The sequence below is a fragment of the Mesobacterium pallidum genome (assembly GCF_019966535.1).
In the GTDB taxonomy this organism is placed as follows: domain Bacteria; phylum Pseudomonadota; class Alphaproteobacteria; order Rhodobacterales; family Rhodobacteraceae; genus Mesobacterium; species Mesobacterium pallidum.
Window position 1 is genome coordinate 26,583 of sequence record NZ_JAIMID010000034.1, and the last position, 18,897, is coordinate 45,479.

At 64.5% G+C, this 18,897-nt stretch carries 16 protein-coding genes, 2 pseudogenes and 1 riboswitch; of the genes and pseudogenes, 12 read left to right on the forward strand and 6 right to left on the reverse strand.

The genetic code is table 11. The features are described from left to right. The 4 genes and pseudogenes from MF270_RS26675 to MF270_RS26690 all read left to right on the forward strand — a co-directional run. Entirely contained in the window at window positions 1-1,530 is a 1,530-nt protein-coding gene (locus MF270_RS26675; protein WP_238368669.1) for a tripartite tricarboxylate transporter permease, read from the forward strand. A gap of 30 nt (window positions 1,531-1,560) precedes the next feature. Next, window positions 1,561-1,707: a hypothetical protein gene (locus MF270_RS26680; protein WP_238368670.1), complete on the forward strand. Its 147-nt coding sequence runs from the start codon at window positions 1,561-1,563 to the stop codon at window positions 1,705-1,707. Between the two features lie 115 nt (window positions 1,708-1,822). Beyond that, a complete protein-coding gene (locus tag MF270_RS26685) occupies window positions 1,823-2,569 on the forward strand; it encodes an alpha/beta hydrolase (protein WP_238368671.1) in 747 nt (248 codons plus the stop codon). A gap of 23 nt (window positions 2,570-2,592) precedes the next feature. After that, window positions 2,593-2,724, forward strand: a pseudogene (locus MF270_RS26690) (IS256 family transposase); the annotation flags it as partial. Between the two features lie 144 nt (window positions 2,725-2,868). On the opposite strand, the gene MF270_RS26695 reads toward MF270_RS26690, so the two are convergent. The 4 genes from MF270_RS26695 to MF270_RS26710 form a co-directional block, all read right to left on the reverse strand. Then, window positions 2,869-3,360 (reverse strand): hypothetical protein, encoded by a 492-nt coding sequence (locus MF270_RS26695; protein ID WP_238368672.1) that lies wholly within the window; start codon window positions 3,358-3,360, stop codon window positions 2,869-2,871. A gap of 109 nt (window positions 3,361-3,469) precedes the next feature. Continuing rightward, window positions 3,470-4,306 (reverse strand): transglutaminase-like domain-containing protein, encoded by an 837-nt coding sequence (locus MF270_RS26700; protein ID WP_418887899.1) that lies wholly within the window; start codon window positions 4,304-4,306, stop codon window positions 3,470-3,472. Between the two features lie 34 nt (window positions 4,307-4,340). Beyond that, window positions 4,341-5,144, reverse strand: coding sequence for a hypothetical protein (locus MF270_RS26705; RefSeq protein ID WP_238368674.1), 804 nt, complete (start codon window positions 5,142-5,144; stop codon window positions 4,341-4,343). Beyond that, window positions 5,141-5,527, reverse strand: coding sequence for a hypothetical protein (locus tag MF270_RS26710; RefSeq protein ID WP_238368675.1), 387 nt, complete (start codon window positions 5,525-5,527; stop codon window positions 5,141-5,143). Before MF270_RS26710 ends, MF270_RS26705 begins: the two co-directional genes overlap by 4 nt. 620 nt (window positions 5,528-6,147) lie before the next feature. Here MF270_RS26710 and MF270_RS26715 point away from each other — a divergent pair. The 8 genes from MF270_RS26715 to bhcD all read left to right on the forward strand — a co-directional run bounded on the left by MF270_RS26715 (window position 6,148) and on the right by bhcD (window position 13,182). After that, window positions 6,148-6,354, forward strand: coding sequence for a cold-shock protein (locus tag MF270_RS26715; protein WP_238368676.1), 207 nt, complete (start codon window positions 6,148-6,150; stop codon window positions 6,352-6,354). 40 nt (window positions 6,355-6,394) lie between these two features. Next, window positions 6,395-7,423, forward strand: a complete 1,029-nt coding sequence (locus MF270_RS26720) for a fatty acid desaturase (protein WP_238368677.1) — start codon at window positions 6,395-6,397, stop codon at window positions 7,421-7,423. A 49-nt stretch (window positions 7,424-7,472) separates the two neighbouring features. Then, complete coding sequence (locus MF270_RS26725; protein WP_238368678.1) at window positions 7,473-8,150, forward strand: hypothetical protein; 678 nt, start codon at window positions 7,473-7,475, stop codon at window positions 8,148-8,150. Window positions 8,151-8,696: 546 nt separating this feature from the next. Then, a riboswitch (glycine riboswitch) is annotated at window positions 8,697-8,790 on the forward strand. A 43-nt stretch (window positions 8,791-8,833) separates the two neighbouring features. Further along, window positions 8,834-9,031 carry an FAD-dependent oxidoreductase gene (locus MF270_RS28480; RefSeq protein ID WP_418887897.1) on the forward strand — a complete coding sequence of 66 codons (198 nt, stop codon included), beginning with the start codon at window positions 8,834-8,836 and terminating at the stop codon, window positions 9,029-9,031. A gap of 68 nt (window positions 9,032-9,099) precedes the next feature. Beyond that, window positions 9,100-10,068 (forward strand): D-amino acid dehydrogenase, encoded by a 969-nt coding sequence (locus tag MF270_RS26730; protein WP_418887898.1) that lies wholly within the window; start codon window positions 9,100-9,102, stop codon window positions 10,066-10,068. 16 nt (window positions 10,069-10,084) lie between these two features. Further along, window positions 10,085-11,038, forward strand: a complete 954-nt coding sequence (gene bhcB / locus MF270_RS26735; protein ID WP_238368679.1) for a beta-hydroxyaspartate dehydratase BhcB — start codon at window positions 10,085-10,087, stop codon at window positions 11,036-11,038. A 14-nt stretch (window positions 11,039-11,052) separates the two neighbouring features. After that, window positions 11,053-12,219 carry a 3-hydroxy-D-aspartate aldolase BhcC gene (bhcC, locus tag MF270_RS26740; RefSeq protein ID WP_238368680.1) on the forward strand — a complete coding sequence of 389 codons (1,167 nt, stop codon included), beginning with the start codon at window positions 11,053-11,055 and terminating at the stop codon, window positions 12,217-12,219. Further along, window positions 12,220-13,182: an iminosuccinate reductase BhcD gene (bhcD, locus tag MF270_RS26745; RefSeq protein WP_238368681.1), complete on the forward strand. Its 963-nt coding sequence runs from the start codon at window positions 12,220-12,222 to the stop codon at window positions 13,180-13,182. Window positions 13,183-13,700: 518 nt separating this feature from the next. On the opposite strand, the gene MF270_RS26750 is transcribed toward bhcD, so the two are convergent. Together MF270_RS26750 and MF270_RS26755 are read right to left on the reverse strand one after the other, a co-directional pair. Beyond that, window positions 13,701-18,542, reverse strand: a complete 4,842-nt coding sequence (locus tag MF270_RS26750; protein ID WP_238368682.1) for a hypothetical protein — start codon at window positions 18,540-18,542, stop codon at window positions 13,701-13,703. A 121-nt stretch (window positions 18,543-18,663) separates the two neighbouring features. After that, window positions 18,664-18,897 (reverse strand): annotated as a pseudogene (locus MF270_RS26755) (hypothetical protein); the annotation flags it as partial.

The following is an 18,897-nucleotide window of genomic DNA, read 5'->3' on the forward strand; positions in this document are numbered from 1 at the left end:
ATGTTCGCAGACGCGCTTCTTGCCGGACTTGACCTGTTCCTGACCCCGCAATCCATGCTGCTTACCGTGCTGGGCGTGGTCTTCGGGCTGGTGATCGGCGCGCTGCCCGGTCTCGGGCCGCTGATGGGCATCGTCCTGATGCTGCCTTTCGCCGTCAGCCTGCCCCCCGTCGCGGCCATGGGATTCCTGATCGCCATAGCTGTCGGCGGCTCTTGCGGGGGCTCCGTATCGGCGATCCTCCTTCGCATTCCGGGCACGCCACTCGCTGCGGCGACGTTGTTTGACGGCTACCCCATGGCGCAAAAGGGCCGCGCGGCGGATGCCATCGGCATCGCCATATCGGCCTCGGCGCTGGGCGGTCTGTTCGGTGGCGTCGTGCTGATCCTCACCGCGCCGCTGCTTGCCAGCTTCGCCTCGAACTTCGCACCGCCGGAATACACCATGCTTGCGCTGACCGGCCTGATCGCGATCGCGGTGGTGTCCGAGGGCTCGTTGCTGAAGGGGCTGATCACCGGCGCCATCGGTCTGCTGATCGCAACCATCGGGACCGACGAGTTTTCCACGGGCTACCGGTTCACCTTCGGCATCTTCGACATGCTGAACGGCTTTCACATCGTCGCGATCGTGGTGGGCATCTTCGCGATCTCCGAGATGGCGTCGCAGGTCATGGGCGGGGGGCTGAACGAAAAGCCCGATGTAAAGGCGGTGAGACCGGGCTTCCGCACGGTCTGGATGACGCTGAAGCACTGGAAGAACCTGCTGCGCTCCTCCACCATCGGCGCCGCCTTCGGGGCGTTGCCCGGCGTGGGCGGCACCATCTCGTCCTTCTCGGCCTATGCCGTCGCCAAGGCGCTTTCGAAGCCTGAAGAAGGCTACGGCGCTGGCGCCGAGGGCGGGGTCGTGGCGACCGAGAGCGCGAACAACGCCACCGTCGGCGGGGCGCTGGTACCGACCCTGGCGCTGGGCATCCCCGGTGAGGCGGCGACGGCGGTGCTGATCGGGGCGATGCTGATCCTTGGCTTCTTCCCGGGCCCGGCGCTGTTTGCCAACCAGCCCGACATCGCCGGCGGCGTGTTCCTGGTTTACCTGTTCTCCAACGTGGCGCTGCTGTTTGTCGGCATCCTCGCCACCCCGGTTTTCGTGTGGGTGCTGAAGCTCAAGAAAAGCTATCTGATCCCGGTCGTCCTGCTGCTCTGCGCCGTCGGCACCTTCGCGCTGCAAAGCTCGGTGTTCGATTTGCGGGTGATGCTGGGCTTCGGTCTGCTCGGCATTCTGCTCCGTGGCGCTGGCTATCCACTGGCGCCGCTGGTCATCGGTGTGATCCTCGGTCCGCTGCTGGAGAACAACCTGCGCCGCTCGCTGCTGATCTCGCGCGAAGGCTACTGGATCTTTCTCGACCGCCCGGTGTCGGCCACCCTCGTGGTGATCAACCTGCTGCTTATCGGGGGCGCGACGTTTGTAACGATGCGCAGCCTGCGCCGCCGCAGGCAGGCCCCGCTGGTGGCGCGCACCAATGACGCGGGGCGTTGAGCCATGGCGGATGGACGCAAGGAAAGCCCGATGACGCCCCCACCCGACCGCAAGAGGTCGTTCAGGCGCCTCTGGCAGCGCATTGCCACCCGGCTCTGGCTGTCCAACACCTACGATCCGGCGCGACACTACATGCGCGGTCCCGGTCCGGCCAGCCAGCGCGGCACCAATGACTGACCGGGTGCCGGCCACATCGCCAAAGCCCTGGGGTGCGTGGTCGCCCGCCGATCTTGCCGCGGAACGTGCGCGACGCGAAGCCCTTGGCCAGAAGGCAGCCGAGGCGGCCCCGGCAATGGCGCACGAAGACCGGCTCACTGTGGGGGGCCTCCCTGCCCTGCTCTGCACGCCCGCGGGTGCCAGGTCGACGGTGCCACATATCTTCGTGCATGGCGGCGGCTGGGTCTTCGGCTCGTCTGTCCAGAGCCTTGGCCTGATTCGCCGCCTCGCCGCGCAAGCAAGACGCCCCGTCCTGTCCATCGACTATCCACTGGCGCCTGAACGGCCCTACCCGCACGCGATCCATGCTCTCATCGCTGTCCTGGACGAGTTCGAAGCCGGCTCCGGCATTGCCGGTGTCATTGCCGCAAGTGCCGGTGCGCAGGTCGCCATACACGCCTTGGCCAGGGCCAACTGCCGACATGGTGCCGGGGCCCTTCTGTTCTGCGGCGCCTTCAGACCCGACACCACCGCCTGGTCACATGGCGCCTTCGGCAGTCTGGAGGGGCGGCTGACCTCGGCGGCGATGCAGGCCTTTCTGACGGCTTATGCGATGCCGCCCGACACCCTTCCCCCTGTTCCGGACCACGTGCCGCCGATGTTTCTGTCCGTCGGGGATGCAGACCCGCTCCTGGCGGACACTCTCGACCTTTATTCCCGGGTCGCCGCACGCAGGGCTGGGGACCACCTGCAGGTCATTCCGGGCGCGACACACGGCTTCATGAATGACTGGCATCTGGATGCCGGTATCGACGGGGCGCTTGGGACCGCGGTCGACTGGCTGGAAGATCGTGTCGCCAGCGTGCGCGCCGGCGCGGGCTGAAGCCATTTTTGCGTCGGTCACGGTTTCGGGCCCGCGTCCTCCGCAGCCTCGTCCGGCGCGGGCTATCGGGCATGACGCGGATGATTTCCAGCGCCCACGTCGGCATCAAGGCGGCGAATGCCCGGGTCCTGTCCACCCCGTGGCAGCGCTGCCGCCGTCGCCCGGAGACCAGGTTCCCGCGCTGGGTCCTGAAGCCTCCTCGGATCCAGCGTTACTCAGCTACCCGTCACGCCAGGGCCCCGAAGGATCGGAGCAATGCCGCTCCTGGCCGGGCGGCTGCCACGGTGCAGGACTGCAAGTCATTCTCCGATGCCTGGGCGACTGCTTCCAGGGCGCGGTCCGGGGGCGCCTGGTTTCTTTGCGTCGTTTGCCCCGGCGACATGGCGGGTTTCCCTTGCGCCTTGCTGCCCTGCTTCCGACCGGGCCGCGTAGAGATCGCGCAGCTCGGACTCCTCCACCCGGTCTGCCTGCATGACGAGACGGATCATCGGGTCTGCCAGCATCTCCTCAAGGAAGCGGTCCGTGAGGGCCTGTCCGGTAAGCTTGTCCCGAGCGATCGCGTGTTCCAGCTCGGCCCGCGGCACGGTGAGCGTCCGGTCCAGCCCGGGGTGCGAGGCCCTGGAATGGAGGCGCACAAGAACCGATGATGTCGTGGCGCCCGGCGCGACCCGGTCCACAGGCCCATCCGCCCGCGACTCGATCTGGTATTCGCCAGGCGGCAGGGTTTCGTTGAACCCCGCAAGCTCGAACGGTTGCAGGAATTCGGTGGTCGTCTTGATCGATGCGATCATCTCGATGCTCCAGTGCTAATTCAGATTTGGGTGCCGGCAAGGACAGGCGACCGGGCCGGCCTGCCGGCATGACGGGCGCGCAGGGCGGCACGGTCGGGGTTGCCTGGTGTCAAGAGCCCGTCGGCGCCGCTGCAGGGTCAACCTGGGCGTCGCTTGTCCAGACGTCGAACCGGGCCAGGACGCTTGGCCCGAATGTCTGCGTCAAAGGGACGTCGGCGGCGTCCCGGCCTCTGGCAATAAGGATCCTGCCCAGGCGACGGCTGTTGTTGCGGGGATCGAAGACCCACCACCGGCCGTCCAGGAAGACCTCCATCCAGGCTGCGAAATCGTCCGGTGCATGAGGTTCCGGTTGGCCGAATTCGCTCAGGTAGCCAGTACAGTAGCGTGCCGGAATGTTCATGCAGCGACAGAAGGCGATGGCGAGATGGGCGAAATCCCGACAGACGCCATGCCGACCGGCCAGCGTTTCGGACGCCGTGCGGGTCGCGCTTGCCTGCATGTAGTCGAACGAGACCCAGGTATGCACGTAATCGCAGATCGCCTGAACACGCGTCCAGCCGGGCGCGGTATCTTCGAACAGCCGCCAGGCGTCTTCCGACAGAAGATCGGTGTCGCAGTAGCGACTGCCGAGCAGGTAGACCAATGTCTCGAAAGGCAGATCCTCGACGGCCTGCTGCGCGGCGCCGGGTGCGACCGGATCGGGCAGTCCCGTGTCGCGGAATATGCCGTCGGTGCACAGGGTGAAATCGCCCGCCGGCGCGACCATCCGCGTACACCAGTTCCCGAAACCGTCGCGATAGCTTTCCAGCGGCACGCTTGGTTCGGTCACCAGGTAGTCGGCACGTTCCAGGTCGCCAAAGCGCGAGTAATGCACGTTCAGCATGGCGATCAATGGCGTCGGCTGGGCCAGCTGGTAGCGCAGGCGGCAGCCGATCCGCATGCGAATGCCCGGCGCGCTGCCATGGCCCTGAGAGGATACCCTATCGTCCAAGTACGCACTCCCCGTCAGAAGGTTGAAAGCCGTCTCCGCACCGCCAGCGGTTTCCGGACCGATCCAGATGCGCGTTCGCGGGAAGGTCGATCGCGACACAGGCCGCGCCGGCCTGCGCGAATCCCCGTTCGCAGCGCCATCCCGGCCCGTAGGCGGCCGGGTCCAGGAAGGCATTGGCAGGAAGCGCCACCGGGTCGCAGCGGCCTCGGGTCTCGACGAAGCCACGCTCGCAGGCCCATTCCGCGCCATACTCGGCATTGGTGAGATAGCCGTTCTCGGGAACCGCGATCGGCACGCAGGCGCCGTCCGACGGCGTGAAACCGCGGTCGCAGGTCCAGCCGGTGCCGGACGGCTGATCGGTGAGGTAGGCGTGGTCCGGCAGGACGATCGCCACGCAGCTCGCCCGGTCACGCCGATATCCGCGATCGCATTGCCAGTCGTAGCCAGTGGACTTGAGGTAGGCATTCTCGGGCACCGGGACGGCTTGGCAGGACGTGCGCCCCACCTGTTCGTAGCCGTGCATGCACGCCCAGCCCGTCCCGTAGGATCGCCCGGTCGGATAGGCGTTCTTCGGGATGTCGAGTGTCGCGCATTCCGCGCCGTCCACCCGGTAGCCGGGCAGGCAATCCCAGCCACCGCCGTAGCTTCGCGCCTCCGCGTTCGCGGGCACGGGGCCGGTGCCGTCCTGCGCCAGGGCGGGCAGCGCCAGGCAGGCGATCATCATGGCCAACGCGAGCACGATGGGCCCTCGGCGCGTGACGTTCGGTGTTGCACGCGCGATGGCGTTGCTCATCCTTCGTCCACCGTTGCGACGGGCTGCTCGGGCATCGAGTCGACGTCGAGCGAGGCCAGGCAGGCCTGCGCGATGTCACGATCCGGGGACTCCGCACCGGGCACGGTCGCCCAACCGGCTTCGATCAGGGCATCCCGGCGCTGGTACCGCGACGCGTCGCGGATGGTCGCCAGCTTGGCCAGGCGGTCGGGATCGGACTGTGCCATGTCGAGGCAGACAGGCACCATGGCCGCCACGACGTCGTCGTGAGACATCGTCATGGCCCTGTCCTGTGCCGTGCCGCCGGTTACCCAGCCGCCCCAGGTAAAGCCGCCGATGGCGACGACGATCGCGCCGATCGCGGCACCATAAAGACCAGGCTTGAGCCATTCGGGAGTGTTCATGAATTATCCTCCTGCGGAGAAAGCGCCGCATCGCTGTGAAGACGTGTCCGGGTCGCAGTCGGCTGCCGGTTCAGCGCGATCTTGTCGACGCCGCGAGGGGTGCCGGCAGTCCCAGGCTTTCAAGCCGTGAGGCGCGGCAGGCCCCGAGGCCGATTTCGTGGAACGTCATGCGTGTCCTTGTCCGGACCAGGTGGTCCGGTGTCGCCGTCCGGCAAAGGATCTGCCAGGCCGGCTGGGGTGTACCCGGGGCAACAGGGCCCGACACGGTATTGCGCCAAGGCCCGCCCTGAGCGGGGTCCCCCCGACGTGATGTGGGAAAACGGGTCGTCACGACCGGGGGCGGCGCCTGGCGCCGCCTGCTCACGCGGCATAGCGGTGACGTCCTCCAAAGGTGGGATCGAACGACAGGGATTTCAATGGCATCCGCCTCAGAACGAAATTAAATTTCCAAACTGCGCGACTTCGCTTGTGTTCCGCGCGGCGAAGGCGCATGTGTGGCGAGCTAACGTTTTTCTCTGCGACCCTCTGCTTCCGTTCATCCGGCTTCAGTCGTTCTCTCAGTCTGACTTCGCCGGGCTGTCGCATATCGTGGACAGCATCAAGAACAGGAGACCACGGATATGGCCACTGGCACCGTGAAATTTTTCAACGCATCCAAAGGCTTCGGCTTCATCGAAACGGAATCGGGCGGCAAGGACGTCTTTGTCCACATCTCCGCCGTCGAGCGCGCAGGCCTGACCGGCCTCGCCGATGCGCAGAAGGTGACCTTCGACGTCGAATCCGGCAGAGACGGCCGCGAAAGCGCGACCAATCTCGCGCTCGCTTGAGCGAGCCGACCGGGCGCTCCCCACGGAGCGCCCGGACACCATGACTGACCCCCGTTCCAGCACCGAAGACCTGCTTGATGCGCGCCACTGGTCGCGTATCCTGACCCGGTACCGTGCACCTGACGCCTCTCGCAGCGTCCTGGAACTGGTCGTGACGCTTGCGCCGTTTCTCGCGATCTGGGCCGTTGCCTGGTGGTCGCTGTCCTACAGCACGGCGCTGGCGATCCTTCTTTCCCTGCTCAACGCGGCCTTCCTTCTGCGGCTCTTCATGATCCAGCACGACTGCGGCCACGGATCGTTCTTCCGCAGCCGACGCCTGTGCAACTGGATCGGGCGCGCCATCGGCGTGGTCACCCTGACGCCCTATGACGTCTGGCGCGAAACCCACGCGATCCACCACGCCTCGACGGGCAATCTCGACCGGCGCGGGATCGGCGACATGCCGACGTTGACGGTCGCCGAGTATCGCTCCAAAGGCATGATCGGCCGGGGCCTTTACCGCCTGGTCCGTCACCCGCTGTTCCTGTTCGGTGTCGTGCCGTTCTACACGTTCTTCCTGCAGAATCGGCTTCCGATCGGGCTGATGCGGTCCGGGTGGAAATACTGGCTAAGCGCCATGGCGACGAACGCGGCGATCGCCGCCTTCCTGACGGCCCTTGTCTGGGTCAGCGGCTGGGCCGTCGTTGTCTGTGTCGTCTTTCCGACGATGCTTCTCGCGGCGATGATCGGCGTGTGGTTCTTCTTTATCCAGCACCAGTTCGAGCACACCACCTGGAGCGATGATGCCGACTGGGACGTTCAGACCGCGGCCCTCGAGGGCAGTTCGTACTACGATCTTCCGCCGGTCCTGCGGTGGATCACCGGAAACATCGGCGTCCATCATGTCCACCATCTTGCCAGCCGGATCCCGTTCTATCGTCTGCCCGAGGTGCTGCGCGACCATGACGCGCTTGCATCGTCGAACCGCGTGACCTTGCGGGACAGCTTTGCCTGCGCGCGTCTCGCGCTGTGGGACCAGACCGAGCGCCGGCTGGTGACATTCGCGGAGGCACGACGCGCGCCGGCGTGAACCGCGCATGCGCTCACCTTCCCAATCCTCATATTCGGAGACAGCCATCATGAACCCTTTCAGCACGGACGCGCGGACGGCCAAGGGCCGCGAGCTCTTCAAGGACAAGCCGAAAAAGAAGGTGGCGTCGAAATCGTCGGACATACCGGACGCGATCCAGCTGGGCGAACACGGCCGGTACCAGATCAAGTCGGGTCGCCTGTCGGGGGAATACGTGGCCCGCGCCTTTCCCAAGGCCCCGTCGAATGCGCGCGGCCTGATCGCCGAGGCGAAGGGCGCGACCGAGGAAGCCGCGGTTGCCGCGCTGCACGACATCATCGACGCGCGGGAAGTCCGCAGAAGCGCTGACCGTCGTGTCGATCCGGTGACGGGGCTGTCGATCCCGAGCTCGGAGGAATATGCCGAAGCGCTTGGCCAGGTCACCCTGTCCGGCCCGCAGCGCGCGATGCTGACGGCATTGGCCTGGGCGGACGATGGCGGGTTGACGGACACGCGATTGGCCAGCGCGGGCGGCTACAAGTCGCGGGCGTCCGCCAACCGGGCCTTCGGGGCGGCGGGGATGCTGATCGCCAACTACCTGACTGTCGACGTCCCGTCCGAGACACCTCCGGGCGACGCCGGGGGAGCCGGCATCCTGGGCTATCGTGGCAAGCCGAAGAACGACGAGGATCCGGGAAACTGGGTGCTCCATGCCGAGGTGCGCGAAACCGTCAGGTTGACGTTCTGAACGCACCCTTAGCACGGTACCAGGCGAGGGCCCGGGTAACCTGGGACCGAACTGGCGCTTTGCATCGGAGGGTTGGCTGGATCACCCGGTGTGTCCCGCGCGCTTCCGACGGACAGAGCCTGCGGAAACCGGATGAGGCCGCGCCGAACAGTGCGCCGATGACGGGATTGGCGCCCAAGAGACGCGTCACGTGACAACCTGGCAAAGGTCGACACCCCGTTTCATTGGGTGACACTGCTTTTCCGGGTTTCCAGGGCGGTGCCACATTGACGCGCCGATCCCCGAAATGTTCGGTTCGGCCGCCGCCGGTATCCTCGCGATCGCTGCCGCGGTGGTGATGAACATCGGTCCGCGCAAAACGGCTGCTGACGCAGAAACCGCCTGAACCTCTTGGCCGGTGGCGCACTGCCACCGGCCAGGATACACACTTGCCGAGAATTCCGGCTTACCATCAAAGACACACGACGGTTTACGCAGGAGAGTCGGGCATCGCGCCCGCGCCGACCGAGCAACGCCCCGGAATCTCTCAGGCACAGGTACTGCCCGAACCGACACTCTGGAGAGGGATGCACCTGCATCCGCCGAAGGAGGAAGCCGCAGCCGCGGTGAAGCTCTCAGGCAAAAGGACAGAGGGGGGATGCGCCGGCTTCGGCGCATTCAAACCAAATGCCAGAGTGGAACACATGAAGTCTATCGCCGTCATCGGCGCCGGGATCACCGGCGTGACCACCGCGTCTAGCCTGACGGATCGAGGCTATGACGTCACCTTGTTCGATCTCATCCGCTATGCGGCAATGCAGACATCGTTGCCAACGGCGGACAGTTGTCAGCCTCCAATGCCGAGACGTGGAACCGCTGGTCGACCGTCTTCAAGGGGATGAAATAATTGATGACGCGGGGCGCGCCGCTCCTCGTCAATCCCAAGCCCAGCTGGCACAAGTACAGCTGGATGGCCGAATTCGTCGCTGCGATTCCGCAGTATCGGGCAAACACGGTCGAGACCACCCGCATGGCGATTGCCGCGCGCGGCCTGTTGCGCGAAAAGGCCGAACGCCACGGTTTCGAATTCGACTGTGAGAACCGCGGGATCCTTCACATCTTCGCCGACAAGGCGGAGTTTGATCACGCCGCCGAGGTCAACACGCTTCTCGCAAAGGGGGGGCTGGAACGCCGTGCCGTGGCCCCAGAGGAAATCCGCCAGATCGAGCCCGCGCTGAGCGGCGCGTTTTACTGCGGCTATCACACTGAAAGCGACTTTACCGGCGACATCCACCGCTACACCACCGGTCTTGCCACTTCCATCGAGCGCGGCGGGGCGGTGCTGCGGTTCGGAACGGATGTCGAAGCGATAGCCATCGACGGGAACGGGGTGCGCCTGACCTGGAGCCGGAACAACGAAAGCCAGATCGAGGTGTTCGATGCCATCGTTGTCTGTGCCGGAGTGGAGAGCCGCAATATTGCGACGCAGCTCGGCGACCGGGTGAATGTCTACCCGGTCAAGGGGTATTCGATCACCGTGCGGCTGGACGATGAGGAAAGCCAACGCGCGGCTCCTTGGATCAGCCTTCTGGACGATGCGGCGAAGGTGGTGACCAGCCGCCTGGGCAAGGATCGGTTCCGGATCGCGGGCACGGCTGAATTCAATGGCCATAACCTCGATATCCGGGATGATCGGGTACGTCCGCTTGTGAAATGGTGCGAACGGTTCTTCCCCGGTGTCAGCACCGAACACGCCATTCCCTGGGCGGGCTTGCGGCCGATGATGCCGAACATGATGCCGAAGGTCGGCCCGGGGCGCCGCCCGCGCGTGTTCTACAACACGGGTCACGGCCACCTGGGATGGACGCTCTCTGCTGTCACCGCAGAGATGATTTCTGACCAGATCGCCGGCGCGATGCCGGTCAGGACTGCGGCATGATCGAGGAGATGGACACATGATTATCCCCACCTATGACGACATGCTGGCGGCGCATGAGAGGATCAAACCCTATATCCGCCGCACACCGATCCGAACGTCAGACTGCCTGAACGAGATCGCGGGGTGCGAGCTTTACTTCAAGTGCGAGAACTTCCAGGAGCCCGGCGCCTTCAAGGTGCGCGGCGCCGCAAATGCGGTGTTCGGGCTGGACGACGAACAGGCGAAAAAAGGTGTCGCCACCCATTCTTCCGGCAATCATGCCTCGTGCCTCAGCTACGCCGCGATGAAGCGAGGCATTCCCTGCAACGTGGTGATGCCGCGCACCGCGCCGCAGGCGAAAATGGACACGGTACGCCGCTATGGCGGCAGGATCACCGAATGCGCGCCGTCGACGTCCTCGCGTGAGGCAACCTTTGCACAGGTCCAAGCGGCAACGGGCGGTGACTTTGTTCATCCCTATAACGATCCGCGTGTCATCGCCGGCCAGGGCACCTGTGCCAGGGAATTCATCGAGCAGGCCGACGGTCTGGACATGGTCGTCGCCCCAATCGGTGGCGGCGGCATGATCTCGGGCACCTGCCTGCCGCTGTCGACGCTTGCTCCTGAAACCAGGGTCATCGCCGCGGAACCAGAGCAGGCCGATGATGCCTTTCGCAGCTTCAAGGCTGGTCACATCATCGCGGACGATGCGCCCGTGACCATTGCGGACGGGCTCCTGGTCCCACTCAAGGACCTGACCTGGCATTTCGTGTCGAACCACGTGTCCGAGATCTGCACGGCTTCGGAACAGGACATCATCGAGGCGATGAAATTGACCTGGAAGCACCTGCGCGTCGTCATGGAACCCTCAAGCTCCCTGCCGCTGGCCACAATCCTCAAGAACCCCGACGCCTTCAAAGGCAAGCGCGTCGGCGTCATCATCACCGGTGGCAACGTCGACCTGGACAAATTGCCCTGGATACTGGGCTGAGAAGGAGATCCTCCATGACAAACACGATTGATCTGGACGCCTACGAGGTTGGCTTCGACATCCCCGCCAAACCCGGTATGGATGCCGACGATATCCAGACACCCGCGCTGGTGCTCGATCTGGATGCGCTGGAACGCAACATCAAGAAGATGGGCGACTATGCCAAGGCGCATGGCATGCGGCACCGCGCGCATGGCAAGATGCACAAATCGGTCGATGTGCTGAAACTTCAGATGGAGCTGGGCGGTGCCATTGGCGTCTGTTGCCAGAAAGTGTCCGAGGCCGAGGTCTTTGCCCGGGCGGGCATCAAGGAAATTCTCGTCTCCAACCAGGTTCGCGACCCGGGCAAGATTGAACGGCTGTCGCATCTGCCCAAGATCAGCGGCGGCGAGGTGATCGTCTGCGTCGACGATGCGGACAACGTGGCAGACCTGTCGGCGGCCGCGAAAAGGCACGGGACCGAACTGGGTATTTTCGTCGAGATCGACTGTGGCGCGGGTCGCTGTGGCGTGACCACGACGCCCGCGGTTGTGCAGATTGCCAAGGCCGTTCTCGCGGCTGACAACCTGACCTATCGCGGCATCCAGGCCTATCAGGGCGCGATGCAGCACATGGACAGCTTTGACGACCGCAAGGCAAAACTCGACGCGGCCATTGCGCAGGTGCAGGACGCCGTCGAGGCCTTGAAGGCCGAAGGTATCGAGACAGACATCGTCTCGGGCGGCGGCACGGGGTCATACTACTTCGAGTCGAACTCGGGCCTTTACAATGAACTCCAGTGCGGCTCCTACGCGTTCATGGATGCCGATTACGGCCGCATCCTCGACAAGGACGGAAACCGGATCGACGCGGGCGAATGGGAAAACGCCTTCTTCATCCTGACAAGCGTGATGAGCCACGCGAAGGCCGACAAGGCGATCTGCGACGCCGGCCTCAAAGCCCAATCGATCGACAGCGGACTGCCCGTCATATTCGGGCGCGACGATGTGGAATACGTCAAATGCTCTGACGAGCACGGCGTGATCGCGGATCCGAACGGGGTATTGAAGGTCAACGAGAAACTGCGGCTGGTTCCGGGTCACTGTGACCCGACGGCCAACGTACATGATTGGTATGTCGGCGTCCGGAACGGCAAAGTCGAGACCCTCTGGCCGGTCAGCGCGCGCGGAAAGGCCTATTGAATGTGGATTGTTCCTGAACACGAAATCGCGGACCTCATGACCCCCGAGGTGGCGTTTGACACCGTCGAAGCGGTCTTCGGCGCGATGGCGCGCGGCGAGGCCCGCAACTTCCCCGTCGTGCGCGAGGCACTCGGGCACGAGGACGCTCTCTACGGCTTCAAGGGCGGCTTCGATGCCGCCACGCCGACGCTCGGGCTGAAGGCGGGCGGCTATTGGCCGCACAACCACGCGCGCGGCATCATCAACCACCAGTCCACGGTGTTCCTGTTTGATGCGGACACCGGACGCGTGTCGGCCGCGGTCGGGGGCAACCTGCTGACCGCGATGCGCACGGCGGCGGCGGCGGCCGTCTCGATCAAGTACCTTGCCCCGGACGGCACGCGGGTTCTGGGCATGATCGGTGCCGGCCATCAGTCGGCGTTCCAGATGCGCGCCGCCGCGCGGGCGGGCGCCTTCGAGAAGGTCATCGCCTGGAACCGGACCCCCGAAATGCTCGGACGCCTCGCCGACACGGCTGCCGACCTCGGGTTGCCGTTCGAGGCGGTAGAGCTTGACCGGCTGGGTGCGGAAGCGGATGTGATCATCTCGATCACCTCGTCCTTCGCGCCGATCCTGATGAACGCCCATATCACTGGACAGACCCATATCGCCGCCATGGGCACCGACACCAGGGGCAAGCAGGAACTGGATACAGCCTTGGTTGCACGGGCGCGTCTCTTCACGGATGAAATCGCTCAATCCGTCGGCATCGGGGAGTTCCAACACGCCACAGCCCGGGACCTGATTGCCGAGGCCGACATCGCGACAATTGGCGATGTCGTGACCGGCACCCACCCGGGACGTGGCAACGCCGAACTGACCATCTTTGACGGCACCGGTGTCGGTCTGCAGGACCTTGCCGTCGCCAGCGCGGTCGTGGAGCTGGCAAAGGCGCATGGAAAGGCCATCGACATCGAAATCTGAGTTGCGGCGCGGGCAAAGACCGGGAGAGGCAAGCGCTTGATTTTGAGGGTCGTGGCAGGGTCTTGGCTGTGGCGACCCCGAACTCCTCGACGAAACAGGGTGTGCGGCGGGTCCATACTGTGTGCCCCTGGCGCAGCGCCTCAGAACTTGCTGCGATGGGGAATTCTTGGGCCGTACAAGCGCGGGCGACCAGCAAAGGTCTCCGTTCCGTTCCATGTCGCCGAACGGGACCCGGATCGAATGTCTTGGGGTGCAAGTCCAGAAAAGTTCGCCAAGTCCGCAGCTTACGAGCGTCGAACCAAACTGGCGCAATCATGACGTCGGGAAGAAATCACACCGGAGAGATTGGGTTTGGCCATTTCATACGGCAAGCGGTGCTCAGCCCCAGTCGCGTATCCCCCGGAAAACAAGGGAAACGTCCGGCCCTCGCCGGATCGGGAGAACGCTTTCGCGGGCGCAAGTGGCGGCGGGGACGGGCCTGGGATCGGACCCTTTTCACCTCCACCGACGCTGTCTTCTTACATCAAGCCAATGTCGCCCAGCAGCCCGGCGGTCGAGGTCACGCCGTCGAAAGTCAGCGTTGCCCCGGTGTCGAGCGTCAGCACCAGGTCGCCCGCCGCCGTCGAGGCGCGGGCGTCGAGTTCTCCTTGCGTCAGCGCGCCGCCCCAGAGCGCCGCGGTGAAGGTCAGGTCGTCTGCGCCCACCTCGTAATCGCTGAGCAAAACGTCGCCCATCCCGTCGCCGAAGACAAAGCTGTCGTTGCCCGCCCCGCCGGTCAGCGTGTCGTTTCCACCCAGCGACTGGATCGTATCCCAGCCGCCGCCGCCGAAGACCTGGTCGTCGCCGAAGGTGGTCTGGGCGTCGTCCATCCAGACATCCGCCCCCTTGCCGAGGATCGCGTAGTCCGCCCCCTTGCCGCCATAGACCAGGTCGTTGCCGTAAAGCGTGTCGGCCTGATCGCCGCCATAGAGGCTGTCGAACCCCTTGCCGCCACGGATGTAATCGGACCCTGTGCCGCCGTAGAAGACGTCGAACCCGTTGCCGCCGTAGATGCTGTCATCGCCATCCTTGGCCCAGACCGTGTCGTTGTTGAACGGCGCCTCCTGGGTGTTGTCCTCGAACACGTCGTTGCCCGCACCAAGATATGCGTGGTCTTGCCCGAAGCCACCACGCACGGTGTCATTGCCATCGCCGCCCAGAAGGGTGTCGTTGCCTGCGCCGCCGATCAGCAGATCCGCGCCGAGTAGGCCTTCGAAGTAATCGTCGCCCCCTGCACCGTTCAGCGTGTCACTCCCTGCACCGCCCGCAACCGTATCGCGGCCGGCCTCGCCGGTCTGGTCATTGTCCCAGAACACGTCGTTCCCCGCGTTCAGCAGGACCCGATCCCGCCCGTTGCCGCCCCAGACGACGTCGTTGCCGGCCCCGGCATCGATCTCGTCGGCCTGGTCGCCGCCTCCGATCCAGTCGTCCCCGTTGCCTCCGAAGAGCGTATCGGCCCCGTCCTTGCCCCAGATCGTGTCGCGCCCCTTCAGCCCCCTCAGCACATCGTCCCTGCGCCCTCCGACCAGAAGGTCCGTACCCTCGGTGCCGGACTGGTTCAGCGCCCTGTCACCGATGGCGCCTGTCGTGGCGCTTTGGACCCGTTCGGCGGTGCCGTGCCCGTCGACATAGGTGACCACCGCCGCGAAGGTCGCGCCCAGGTCCGAGAGCGCGAGGTCGATGGTGCCTTGACCCGACGCATAGGGTGTCCCGTTGCGCAACCAGGAAAAGTTGAGCGTGCCCAGGCCGTCGGCATCGAACAGGGAGCGCGTGTCCGCGGTCAGGCTGGAACCGACCACCGGGTTCCCCGAAAGCAACACAAAGCCGGGCGCGTCGTTGACGTTCTCCACCACGGCGGTCTGGGCGCTGCTCACATGGCTGCTGCGCCCGAAATCATCCACGTAATACGCCCGGGCCGCGATACGCTGGCCGACATCGGCCTCGACCAGCTGGTAGGACGCGCCGGTCGCCCCTTGGATCGGGGCACCATTGCGAAGCCAGCCGATCTCGGGTGCATTGGGGTTCGGTGCATCGTCGCCGGGGTTGTTCAAGCCATCCCCGTCAGCCAGAGAGGACGCGTCGGCGGACAGGAATTGCCCCTGTCGCGCAGTCCCCGATACCTGCACGTTTCCGGTTGCAGGCAGATCGCCCGGCAGGTTGTCGAAGATCAGGACAGAGCCTTCAGGCAGCTCCATCCGACGGCTTCCCGCCGATCCCTCGCGCAAGACGATGGCCGCACGGTCCTGCGGTGTCAGCGCTTGCAGGTCGATGCGGTCGATCCCGATCGCAAAGTCGAGAATCCGATCCGTGCCCATGCCGCGTGTCACCACGAAGACGTCCGCCCCCAGGCCCCCTGTCAGGGTGTCGTTGCCGGCTTCGCCGATCAGCGTGTCGGCCCCCCGTCCGCCAGACAGCAGGTCGGCTCCGGCACCGCCGCGGAAAACCTGCGCGCCGGCATTCCCGGTCATGATGTCGCCGAAGGCCGTTCCGGTGACGGCATCAATTCCCCAGAACGTGTCGGTATCGCCGAACCCGTCCTGCGCGGTGCCCTCCCCCTCGCCCGAGAAGGTCACGACAACGCCTGCCGCCCCCCCCATCTCGGCATCATGGGCATAGAGCAACAGGTCCATCCCGCCAGCGCCCGACACGGTATCGTCTCCGCCAAGACCGCTCCAGACGGCGGGCGCGGTGTCGTCGCCCGAGTAATCCTCCATCCGGTCGTTGTCATTCGTGCCCTCGACCATGTGCACGTAGCTGGCCCTGTCATCCACCAATCCGGGGGTAAAGCTTGCCGCGATGATTGCCCCATCGTACTGGCGCTGGATCGCCATGCCCCCTGTCCCCGACAGGTCACGATAGCTGAGGTCGATCCCGTCGCCCGCCGCGAACAGCGCCGCATGACCGATGACGAGGTCGTCGCCAAGGCCGGGCAGGACAAAGTCGCCCTGCCCTTCGGCCGACACCATGCCCAGAGAGCCGTCAAGCGTGTCGTCCCCGTCGCCGCCGATCAACGTGTCCTGTCCCGCGCCGCCTTGCAGGCTGTCATTTCCGGCCTTGCCATCCAGTTGGTCATTGCCCTGCAGCCCGAAGATCGTGGCTTCGCCGTCCGCACCGCTCAGGAAATCGTCAAGCGCCGTGCCGGTTATGGTCGCCCGGTCATGCAGCTCGTCGAGCGAATACAATCCGTCGTCGAACAGGAAGAACTCGACCGATGTGAACCTGTGCGTGTAGGGGCCGCCGATATTGGGCCATGTGATCGTTGTCACGCTGGCGTCAAACGCGTCCACCTCCGGCGTGGCGGCCTGCCGTGTCGAATAGATCCGCGCCGTGTCCGAGCCGGTGCCACCGTCGATGAGGTCATTCCCGCCTTCGCCGCTCAGGAAATCGTCACCCGAGCCGCCGATCAGGGTGTCGATTTCCGCCCCGCCCCAAAGCGTGTCATTCCCGGCACCGCCTTCGAACCGGTTTCTGTTGCTGAAGGATGGGTCGATGAACTCACGGGCATCCAGCACATCGTTGCCGTCGCCGCCCTTGACCGTGTCATTGCCGTAGTACCCCCACAGGAGATCGTCACCGGCGCCCCCTTCGATGTAATCATCGCCGATATTGCCGGATATGGTGTCGTTGCCTTCTTCGCCAAACAGAACGTCGTCGCCGTCAAAGCCCGAGATATAGTCGTTGCCGTCGCCGCCGTAGATCGTGTCGCTGCCGCTCCAGCCGTAAAGTTCGTCGTCGCCGCCCAAACCCACGATTGAATCGATGCCCCGAATCCCGCTGAGGAAATCCGGACCTTCGGTGCCGACCAGGTAATTTGGCTCAAGCAGGTCGGGATAGAGACCGTCCGGATCGTCGATCCCCAGGGTGTAGATGCCGTCAAGGAACTGGAAATACTCGACATTGACATAACGGTCTCGTCCAACGCTGTACTGCTGGATCACGACCTCGCCGTTCACCACGTCAAGCGCGACGTCGCCCTTGTTGGCATTGATCAGGACCCAGTCGGTCCCCGGTCCTCCGTCAATGAAATCGCTGTTGGACTGGCTCAACGACCCGACATCTCCGCCGTTCAGCGTGTCGTTACCCGCACCGCCGTATAGCTCGTCGGAATCCGACCCTCCGTTCAGGTAATCGTTCCCGTCGCCTCCGAACAGGAAGTCACCTCCCAGGCTACCCGAAAGCGTATCGTTGCCCTGCAGTCCGAAAAGAGCGTCTTCGGCGAAAGTTCCCGTCAGGTGATCCGCGAAATCCACGAGGCCCGGCGCCTCGTCACCGTATTGCGAGACTTGGAACAGGGTTCCCAGGTCGAACGCATCGCGGGCGTATTGCTCGATCTGCTCGAACGTGTCGCGGATCGAGTCAAGCGCGGTCGCGATCGTCGATGCGATCATGCTCGCCACTTGCATCAGATCGTCGATCGTGTCGAGAAAGGGCTGGAGGGGCGACAGCAACTGGTCTTCCAGAAAGTCGAACAGCCCGTTCAAATCGATCCCGACGGCTTTGAGCGCATCGATCACAATCCCCTCGATGAGGTCGAAGAAGGCGCTCAGGGCATCCGAAACGGCCTTGATCGCGTCCAGCAGATTGATGCTTCGCGTGAACAGGTACCTTGGATCCGGGATGTCGAAATCCAGCGCGCTCTGAATGGTCCCCGCCAGGTTCTGAACGACGGTCATCACGCCATCCGCGACAGCGACCGCATCCTTGACGCCCTGAAGGTCAGGCATGCCCTCGGTCAGGTCGTCGACCGCCTCCTGAACCTTGGCAAGCGCGGCTTCGACCGGCGTGACCAGCGCTTCGCGGTTGGTGCTCCAGACCGACAGCGCGTCGGCCCGCGCGTCAAGACGGGTCGAAAGCTCGGTTGTCCCGCGGACCGCCTGACCCGCAAAGCTCGCCTGGATCGCGGCGGCCTCGTCCTTGCCGACGGTCGCCACGTCGACAATCCCCTGCAGGGCGTCGGCAAAGGTACCGTGGTAGGTCCCGACCGTTTCGACCGCATCGGCAGCCGGCTTCAACCGCTGGTCCAGGGTTCCCATCTTGTCTTCGAATTCCGCGAGGGTATCGTGTACTTTTGTCGCGATCCTGTCAGCGTTTCGGACCACCGTGCCGATGCCGTAGGGCAACGTACCCAGCACGGTGACGACCGGGTCCGGCAGATCGAACAACTTGGCCGCCGCTCCGAAGACGTCCTCCAGATTTCCCGGCACGCCGAGGGCCGTATCGACCCGATCGAGATATGTTCCGAAGGTGTCAGAGGCGGTTTTGACCAACAGGATGTCCCGGTAGACATAGTCGCTTTGGTAAACATACTCAGAAATCGACATGGCCATCCCCCGGGTGCGCTCTTTCCCATTGTTGAAACGGTACCATTTTGAGTGCGACATGTCGCCGCAATTTGTCAGATTCAAAAATTGCAATCAGTGCACGAATATCTTCCGGCGCCCTCTATCCAGTTCCATCGTCACGATCTTTTCTTCGTGTCCACGAAACCGGCAGCAGGCCATGGAGCCGAAACGCGAAGATGGCCGCCTTCTTGGCCCCCATGAAGTCTGTCGAACGTGGCGCCTTTGGGAAGGTCTTGAGATCATCGACCGTCTGTCGTGTTAGTGTCCGCGCACGTGGTGTAATTTCTGCGCCTTCATAGGTGTAATCCCGGGTGGCCATCGAGGTGTATGGTCG

Excerpts from the sequence above, each read along its gene's own strand:
- MF270_RS26710 (WP_238368675.1), bottom strand. The coding sequence starts at position 5,527 with ATGAACACTCCCGAATGGCTCAAGCCTGGTCTTTATGGTGCCGCGATC.
- MF270_RS26750 (WP_238368682.1), bottom strand. The coding sequence starts at position 18,542 with ATGTCGATTTCTGAGTATGTTTACCAAAGCGACTATGTCTACCGGGAC.
- MF270_RS26730 (WP_418887898.1), top strand. The coding sequence starts at position 9,100 with ATGGCCGAATTCGTCGCTGCGATTCCGCAGTATCGGGCAAACACGGTC.
- MF270_RS28480 (WP_418887897.1), top strand. The coding sequence starts at position 8,834 with ATGAAGTCTATCGCCGTCATCGGCGCCGGGATCACCGGCGTGACCACC.
- MF270_RS26725 (WP_238368678.1), top strand. The coding sequence starts at position 7,473 with ATGAACCCTTTCAGCACGGACGCGCGGACGGCCAAGGGCCGCGAGCTC.
- MF270_RS26720 (WP_238368677.1), top strand. The coding sequence starts at position 6,395 with ATGACTGACCCCCGTTCCAGCACCGAAGACCTGCTTGATGCGCGCCAC.
- bhcC (WP_238368680.1), top strand. The coding sequence starts at position 11,053 with ATGACAAACACGATTGATCTGGACGCCTACGAGGTTGGCTTCGACATC.
- MF270_RS26685 (WP_238368671.1), top strand. The coding sequence starts at position 1,823 with ATGGCGCACGAAGACCGGCTCACTGTGGGGGGCCTCCCTGCCCTGCTC.
- MF270_RS26680 (WP_238368670.1), top strand. The coding sequence starts at position 1,561 with ATGACGCCCCCACCCGACCGCAAGAGGTCGTTCAGGCGCCTCTGGCAG.
- MF270_RS26695 (WP_238368672.1), bottom strand. The coding sequence starts at position 3,360 with ATGATCGCATCGATCAAGACGACCACCGAATTCCTGCAACCGTTCGAG.
- MF270_RS26705 (WP_238368674.1), bottom strand. The coding sequence starts at position 5,144 with ATGAGCAACGCCATCGCGCGTGCAACACCGAACGTCACGCGCCGAGGG.
- MF270_RS26715 (WP_238368676.1), top strand. The coding sequence starts at position 6,148 with ATGGCCACTGGCACCGTGAAATTTTTCAACGCATCCAAAGGCTTCGGC.
- bhcD (WP_238368681.1), top strand. The coding sequence starts at position 12,220 with ATGTGGATTGTTCCTGAACACGAAATCGCGGACCTCATGACCCCCGAG.
- MF270_RS26675 (WP_238368669.1), top strand. The coding sequence starts at position 1 with ATGTTCGCAGACGCGCTTCTTGCCGGACTTGACCTGTTCCTGACCCCG.
- bhcB (WP_238368679.1), top strand. The coding sequence starts at position 10,085 with ATGATTATCCCCACCTATGACGACATGCTGGCGGCGCATGAGAGGATC.